Source organism: Blastococcus sp. KM273129 (assembly GCF_021698995.1).
GTDB lineage: Bacteria > Actinomycetota > Actinomycetes > Mycobacteriales > Geodermatophilaceae > Blastococcus.
Genome location: NZ_SSXB01000138.1, coordinates 1 through 5,695, shown reverse-complemented (window position 1 = coordinate 5,695; position 5,695 = coordinate 1). Strand labels below are relative to the sequence as shown.

The 5,695-nt window shown below is 74.4% G+C and carries 5 protein-coding genes; 2 read left to right on the top strand and 3 right to left on the bottom strand.

The genetic code is table 11. The features are described from left to right. The coding region (locus tag E9565_RS21455) for a biotin/lipoyl-containing protein (RefSeq protein ID WP_304505943.1) at positions 1-853 on the bottom strand (853 nt) is incomplete at its 3' end. 49 nt (positions 854-902) lie between these two features. Continuing rightward, the gene (gene lpdA, locus E9565_RS21450; protein WP_236827047.1) at positions 903-2,282 is read right to left on the bottom strand and encodes a dihydrolipoyl dehydrogenase; all 1,380 of its coding nucleotides are present in this window, start codon (positions 2,280-2,282) and stop codon (positions 903-905) included. Between the two features lie 151 nt (positions 2,283-2,433). Here lpdA and E9565_RS21445 point away from each other — a divergent pair, with 151 nt between their 5' ends. Continuing rightward, on the top strand, positions 2,434-2,769 hold the full coding sequence (locus E9565_RS21445; protein WP_236836689.1) for an oxidoreductase: 336 nt from the start codon (positions 2,434-2,436) through the stop codon (positions 2,767-2,769). Positions 2,770-2,823: 54 nt separating this feature from the next. Here the strand turns inward: E9565_RS21445 and E9565_RS21440 are convergent, their stop codons facing one another. Beyond that, a complete protein-coding gene (locus tag E9565_RS21440) occupies positions 2,824-4,338 on the bottom strand; it encodes a leucyl aminopeptidase (RefSeq protein WP_236836688.1) in 1,515 nt (504 codons plus the stop codon). A gap of 120 nt (positions 4,339-4,458) precedes the next feature. On the opposite strand from E9565_RS21440, the gene gcvT reads away from it, so the two are divergent. Next, the gene (gene gcvT / locus E9565_RS21435; protein WP_236836687.1) at positions 4,459-5,577 is read left to right on the top strand and encodes a glycine cleavage system aminomethyltransferase GcvT; all 1,119 of its coding nucleotides are present in this window, start codon (positions 4,459-4,461) and stop codon (positions 5,575-5,577) included. The last annotated feature ends 118 nt before the right edge of the window (positions 5,578-5,695 follow it).

Sequence of the window (5,695 nt, the reverse complement as noted above, 5' to 3'; positions counted from 1 at the left end):
GGGCGGAGGTGGGCGAGTCCGACGGCTGGGCGCCGCTCGCGCCGTAGTCGCCACCGGGCTGCTCGCTGGCCGCGTCGGCCTGCTTCGCCTCGGGTGCCGCCTGCGGCTCGGGCTGCGCCGGGGCCTCCTGCTTCGGGGCCTCCTGCTTCGGGGCCTCCTGCTGGGGGGCCTCCTGCTGGGGAGCGCCGCCGCCACCGGCCGCGCCGGTGCCGATCACCGCGAGCTGCGCGCCGACGTCGACGGTCTCGTCCTCGTCGACCGTGATCTCCAGCAGCGTGCCGCTGACCGGCGCCGGGATCTCGGTGTCGACCTTGTCGGTGGAGACCTCCAGGAGGGGCTCGTCGGCGGTCACCTCGTCGCCGACGGCCTTCAGCCAGCGGGTGACGGTGCCCTCGGTGACGCTCTCGCCGAGCGCCGGCATCGTGACCGGGGTGCCCTCGCCGCCGCCGGAGCCGCCCCCGCCGCCGGAGTCCGACGACTGCGCCGGCTGGGGTTCCGGCTCGGCGGCCTGCTCCGGCTCACCGCCGGCGTCGTCGACCTGCTCGTCGGGGGTCTGCGGCGTGGTGTCGGCGTCCTCGGCGGAGGCCGGGGGGCTGCCCGCGTCCTCGTCGCCGTCGCCACCGCCGATCACCGCGAGCTCCGCGCCGACGTCGACCGTCTCGTCCTCGGCCACGAGGATCTTCGTGAGCACACCGGCGGCGGGGGAGGGGATCTCGGTGTCGACCTTGTCGGTCGACACCTCGAGGAGGGGCTCGTCGGCCTCGACCTGGTCCCCCTCCTGCTTGAGCCAGCGGGTGACCGTGCCCTCGGTGACGCTCTCGCCCAGGGCGGGCATGGTGACGGACGTCGGCATCGGGGCAGTGCTCCTTCTGGCGCTGGGTGGGTGGGGGATCGAGCGGTTGTCAGCCGTGCACGTGCAGGGGCTTGCCGGCGAGCGCGAGGTGCGCCTCGCCGAGCGCCTCGCTCTGCGTCGGGTGCGGGTGGATGAGGCTGGCGACGTCGTCGGCCTCGGCCTCCCAGTTGTAGATCAGCTGGGCCTCGGCGATGAGCTCGCCGACGCGGCTGCCGACCATGTGGATGCCCACGACGGGGCCGTCGGGGGCCTGCACCAGCTTCACCGCGCCCGTCGTCTTCAGGATCTGGCTGCGGCCGTTGCCGGCGAGGTCGTACGTCAGGGTCTTCACCTCGCCGTAGCGCTCCTTGGCCTGGGCCTCGGTGAGCCCGACGGAGGCGACCTCGGGGTCGGAGTAGGTGATGCGCGGGACGCCCGCGTAGTCGATCGGGGCGGGCTCCAGCCCGGCGACGCGCTCCGCGACGAGGATGCCCTCGCCGAAGCCGACGTGGGCCAGCTGGAGGGTGGGCACCAGGTCGCCCACGGCGGAGATCGTCGGGACGTTGGTGCGCATGTACTCGTCGACGAGGACGTAGCCGCGCTCCATGGCGACGCCCACCTCCTCGTACCCGAGCCCGGAGCTGACCGGGCCGCGGCCGACGGCGACGAGCAGCAGCTCGGCCTCGATCTCCTTGCCGTTCTCCAAAGACACCTTGACGCCGTTCTCGGTGCTCTGCACGCCGGAGAAGCGGCTGCCCAGCTCGAAGGCGATCTTGCGGCGGCGGAAGGCGCGCTCGAGGAGCTTGGAGGCGGCCTCGTCCTCCAGCGGCACCAGGTGCGGCAGCGCCTCGACGATCGTGACGTCGACGCCGAAGGACTTCCAGGCGCTGGCGAACTCGCAGCCGATGACGCCGCCGCCCAGGATGATCGCCGAGCTCGGGACGCGGTCGAGGTTCAGCGCGTGGTCACTGGTGATGACCTTGGTGCCGTCGATCTCCAGGCCGGGCAGCGACCGCGGGTAGGAGCCGGTGGCCAGCAGGACGTGCTTGCCCTCGTAGGTCTCGCCGTTCACCTCGACGGTGGTCGGGGAGGTGAGCCGGCCCTCGCCCTCGACATAGGTGATCTTCCGGGCCTTCACCAGGCCCTGCAGCCCCTTGTAGAGCTTGGAGATGACGCCGTCCTTGTAGCTGTTGACGCCGTCCATGTCGATGCCGGCCAGCGACGTCTTGACGCCGAACTGCTCGCCCTCGCGGGCCAGGTCGGCCACCTCGCCGGCGTGCAGCAGGGCCTTGGTCGGGATGCAGCCACGGTGCAGGCAGGTGCCGCCGACCTTGTCCTTCTCGATCAGCACCACGTCCAGGCCGAGCTCGGAGGCCCGGAACGCCGCGGCATATCCGCCCGAGCCACCGCCGAGGATGACCAGGTCGGCGGGGGAGGTGGGTGCGCTCACGGATGCTCCTCGGTTGCGACGGGCGGCGTCCCCGCTCGAGCGGGCGGGGGCTGTCGCCCATCCTGCCACTCCGGGAACGACCTGGCCCGGACCGCCGTTGCTCTCGCGAGCGTCGCGGTGATCAGGCGACCCGGCAGGACGGAGAGGGTGGATGGGGCTGTTCGGACGCTGGCGCGCGCGCCGGGGGGCCGCGGGCCGGGCCACCCTCGACCGCGCGTCGCAGCGGGGCGACCTGAGGCACCTCGAGGAGTTCGTGGCCAGCCGCCGGGGCGTCGAGGGCTTCGTGGAGCCGCGGACAGCCGTCACCGAGGCCACGATCGTGCTCGTCGCGGCCGACGGCGAGTGGACCCGCCGGCGCATCGACGGCCCCGACGTGGCCCGGCGGCTGTCCAAGGAGCTCGCCATCCCGGTGTACGACGCCCAGGTGACCGGCTACCCCCAGCGGATGCGCGACTGGAGCGCCCGCCAGAAACGGGACCGCCTCTGACGGGCGGGCGTTTTGTGCACTTTCCGCCGCGGCGGAAAGTGCACAAAACGCCGGTCAGCCTTCGGCGATGAGGGCCTCGATCGTCGCCAGCAGGGTGCGCACGGGGACGCCGGTGCCGCCCTTCGGCGTGTAGCCCCACGGCGCCGAGGTGTTGTAGCTCGGCCCGGCGATGTCGATGTGCGCCCACGGCAGCCCGTCCGGCACGAACTCGGCCAGGAAGTGGCCGCCGACGAGCATCCCGCCCATCCGGTCGGTGTTGGCGTTCACGAAGTCCGCGACCGTCGAGTCGATGCCCTTGCGCAGCTCCGGGGGCAGCGGCATGGGCCACATCAGCTCGCCGCTGCGCCCGGCGGCGGCGATCACGGCGTCGCGGAGGTCGTCGCTGCCCATCACGCCCGCGGTGCGCGCGCCCAGCGCGACCATCTGAGCGCCGGTGAGCGTGGAGGTCTCCAGCAGCACGTCGGGGGAGTCCTCGGCCGCGCGGGCGATGGCATCGGCGAGCACGACGCGCCCCTCGGCGTCGGTGTTGGTGATCTCCGCCTTCTTGCCGTTGCGGAAGGTGATGACGTCGGCCGGCCGGTAGGCAGTGCCGCTGGGCAGGTTCTCGGCCATCGGCACGGTGGCCACGACCTCCACCGGCAACCCGAGCTCGGCGACGAGGCACACGGTGGCGATCACGGCCGCGGCTCCGGCCATGTCGCTCTTCATGTCCTCCATCTTCGCGGCGGGCTTGATCGAGATGCCGCCGCTGTCGAACGTGATGCCCTTGCCGACCAGCGCCACCCTCTTGCGGGCGCCCGTGCCGGAGTAGGTGAGGCGCAGCAGCCGCGGCTTGCGGGTGGAGCCGCCGCCGACGGCGAGGATGCCGCCGTAGCCACCGGCCGCGAGGGCCTCCTCGTCGAGGATCTCGGCGGTGAGACCGAGCTTCTCGCCTGCGGCCGCGCCGCGGGCGGCGAGCTCGGCGGGGTGGAGGTCGTTCGGCGGGGTGTTGACCAGGTCGCGGACCAGGGCGACGGCGTCGGCGACGGCGCGCACGCGGCGCAGCGCGGCCTCGGCGGCCCCCGCACCGGGGACCACGATCGTGAACTCGCTCGGCGGGGCCGGGCGGTCGGCGGGCAGCTGGGACTTGTAGGCGGTGAATTCGTAGGCGCCCAGCAGGGAGCCCTCGCCGACGGCGTGCAGGCGCTCGTCGTCCGGTGTCCCGCCGACGGCGGCGAGCAGGCTCACCACGGAGCGGCGGCCGCGGAGCGCGCGGCTGGCGGCCCCGGCGGCGCGGCGCAGGCTCTCGGGGCGGTAGCCGCCGGACGCCTCCGGCGCGCCCAGCCCGACGACGGCGACGACGGGGAAGGGGCCCTGGCCGAAGGAGGGGAGGCGGGTCACCTCGTCCTCGGCGCCGCGGGCGCCCAGGTCGGTCAGCGCCGGGAGGAGCCGGCCGCCGAGGAGGCGGTCCAGGGCCTCCGCGCCGGGCGTGGGGAGGGGGCCGTCGGGCCCCTTGCCGACGGCGACGACGACGGCGTCGCCGGTCAGCTTCTCGAGCGGGTGGTCGGTGGCGGAGATCGTCGGCGGCACCGGACGATCGTAGAAGGACCCCGTTGCCCTCCACCGCCCGCAGCCTCGCGGCGGGGCCCTGCGGCGGGGCCGTCCCAGCTCGTCACCGGGGTGCGGGTGGGACCCGCTAGCGTGGCCGGGGTGACGACGCGCACCTCGCCGCTCCACGACCGGCACCTGGCGGCCGGGGCGAAGCTGGCCGACTTCAGCGGCTGGTCCATGCCCATCGAGTACGCCGGTGGCGGCGTGCTGGCCGAGCACGCCGCGGTGCGCGAGGGCGTGGGCCTGTTCGACGTCTCCCACCTCGGCACGGGCACCGTCCGGGGCCCGGGGGCCGCCGCCTTCGTCGACTCGTGCCTCACCAACGACCTCTCCCGGATCGGCCCGGGACAGGCGCAGTACACGATGTGCTGCGTGCCCGACGGCGAGGAGGGTGCCGGCGGCGTGGTCGACGACCTGATCGTCTACCTGCACGGGCCCGACGACGTCCTGCTGGTGCCCAACGCCGCCAACGCCGCCGAGGTCCTGGGCCGGCTGGCCGACGCTGCCCCGCCCGGCGTCGAGGTGGTCGACCGGCACACCGAGGTCGCCGTCCTCGCCGTCCAGGGGCCGCGCTCGCTGCAGGTCCTCGAGCTGCTGGGCGTGCCCGGCGAGATCGGCTACATGTCGTTCGTGACCGGCACCGGGGGAGGCGGGGCCGAGGTGACGGTCTGCCGCACCGGCTACACCGGTGAGCACGGCTACGAGCTCCTGGTCGCTGCGGAGCGGGCCGGCGAGATGTGGGACGCCGTCCTGGACGCCGGGCAGGACCTCGGCATCCGGCCGTGCGGGCTGGGGGCCCGGGACACCCTGCGGACCGAGATGGGCTACCCGTTGCACGGCCACGAGCTGTCCCGCGAGATCAGCCCGGTGCAGGCCCGCGCGGGCTGGGCGGTGGGCTGGCGCAAGCCCGCGTTCTGGGGTCGCGAGGCGCTGCTGGCCGAGAAGGAGGCCGGACCGGCACGCCTGCTGTGGGGCCTGCGGGCCGCCGGCCGCGGCATCCCCCGGCCGGGCATGGCCGTCCTCGACGGCGACGGCTCGCGGGTCGGCGAGGTGACCAGCGGCACGTTCTCGCCCACCCTGCGGGTCGGCATCGGGCTGGCGCTGCTCGACGCCGCCGCCGGGGTGGCGGAGGGGGCCTCGTTGACCATCGACGTCCGGGGGCGCCGGGAGCCCGTCGAGGTCCTGCGGCCGCCCTTCGTGCCCTCCCGCGTGCGCTGAGGTCGGGCGGCCGGCTAGGTGTACCCGGCCAGGACGTTGGTGACGACGGCCGGACTTGAACGCAGGAGAACCTCCGAGTGGGGTGTGGCTTGTCTAAGGCCCACATCCGCCCGGAGGT